Annotated in this window: 1 protein-coding gene; it reads right to left on the bottom strand. The window is 66.2% G+C overall.

Translation table 11 applies throughout. The annotated features are described in order from the left end of the window. Positions 1-287: 287 nt before the first annotated feature. Positions 288-1,091 carry a FadR/GntR family transcriptional regulator gene (locus tag ACFWI9_RS34370; protein ID WP_387169246.1) on the bottom strand — a complete coding sequence of 268 codons (804 nt, stop codon included), beginning with the start codon at positions 1,089-1,091 and terminating at the stop codon, positions 288-290. Positions 1,092-1,302: the final 211 nt, after the last annotated feature.

Below are 1,302 nucleotides of genomic sequence, written 5' to 3'. Positions count from 1 at the left end.
CCGCGACGCTCACCGAGAACCTGTTCGGAGAACTTGCGGCGCCCGTGACGCGTGTCGGCGCACAGTTCACCCCGAGTCCCTCGTCGCCCGTGCTCGAGGCCGCGTACTTCCCCGATCCTCAGCGCATAGCGGACGCGGTACGACGGACCATCGGTGTCGCAGCGAAGGCAGAGGGCTGAGACTGGCGTGTCCTGTGAAGCCAACCCGATACCGAGGAGGATGCGGGTGCGGTGCGGCCGCATCACTCTCCTCCTCGGCCACCCGGGGGATGGCGACGGTGCGGACTCTCAGTGTCCGCGTCGCACGGTCCGAGGGTCGACCAGCTCGGTCGGGTCGCCGCCACCGTAGATATGCTGCCGCGTCACCTTGGCGTGGGCGGTCATCTCTGCCGCGACCTCGACGTCCTTGCCGGCGTAGATGAGGTCGGTGATGCGCTCATGGACCTTGATCGAGGGAAGTCGCTCCGCCGCGGTGGGGTAGTGCCCGTGTGCTGAGGTCGAGGTGACCCAGTTCCGGACGTCCGCCAGGCAGATCGATCCGAGCGCGCCCGTGAGCAGTTTGAGCGTGTCGCTGCCGCACCGCTGTACCAGTGTGGTGTGGAAGCGGGTCATGGTGTCGTTGAACTTGACCTCGTCGTCGTCGAGCAGCTCGCGGGACGCGGCGTTGATCTTGCGGAGCTCCCTGACGACCGTGCTTTTGCGGTTGGAGAGCCGGGCGCACTGCATGGCGCAGAGCGGTTCGAGAAGGGACAGCGCTTCGACCACGTCTCCCTTGTCCGTGCCCTGACTGCGCAGCACCAGCGCGAGTGTGTATGCCGCCGTCTGCGGTGTCGGGCGCTGGACGAGCGCCCCGCCGATGCTGCCCCGCTGGACCTTGATGAGGCCTTCGGCTTCGAGGATCCTCAGGGCCTCACGCATGGTGGGGGCACTCACGCCGAACTGGGTGAGCAGATTGTCGAGAGGCGGCAGACGCTCGCCGTCCTTCAGCTCTCCGAGGAGGATCAGTTCACGAATCCGCCCGGCGACGACGTCCGGCAGCCGATCGGGCTGGACGGGACCTGCGGAGAGCGGGGCAGTCGATGGCAAATGCATTACTAGAGTGTAAGGCTTAACAGGGATCCATGGGCCCGCCTGCGGGATGCGGAGCGTGCCGGTCCAGGAGACCCGGCGACATGGTGGAGGACGTCTCACCGGGGTGCCGTGTCCGCCGGAGTGACCGTGGACAAAACTTCTATAAGAATGAAAGTTTTTAGAGCATAGAGGGCACAGTCGTGGGGTGGGACCCACGCCCGGGGGGGACACA

Origin of the sequence: Streptomyces sp. NPDC127084 (genome assembly GCF_042724175.1) — a bacterium.
In the GTDB taxonomy this organism is placed as follows: Bacteria; Actinomycetota; Actinomycetes; order Streptomycetales; family Streptomycetaceae; genus Streptomyces.
The sequence above is the reverse complement of the archived record's forward strand: the minus strand, read 5'-3'. Positions and strand labels throughout refer to the sequence as shown.

Coding starts and splice junctions, on each gene's coding strand:
- ACFWI9_RS34370 (WP_387169246.1), bottom strand. CDS start 1,091: ATGCATTTGCCATCGACTGCCCCGCTCTCCGCAGGTCCCGTCCAGCCC.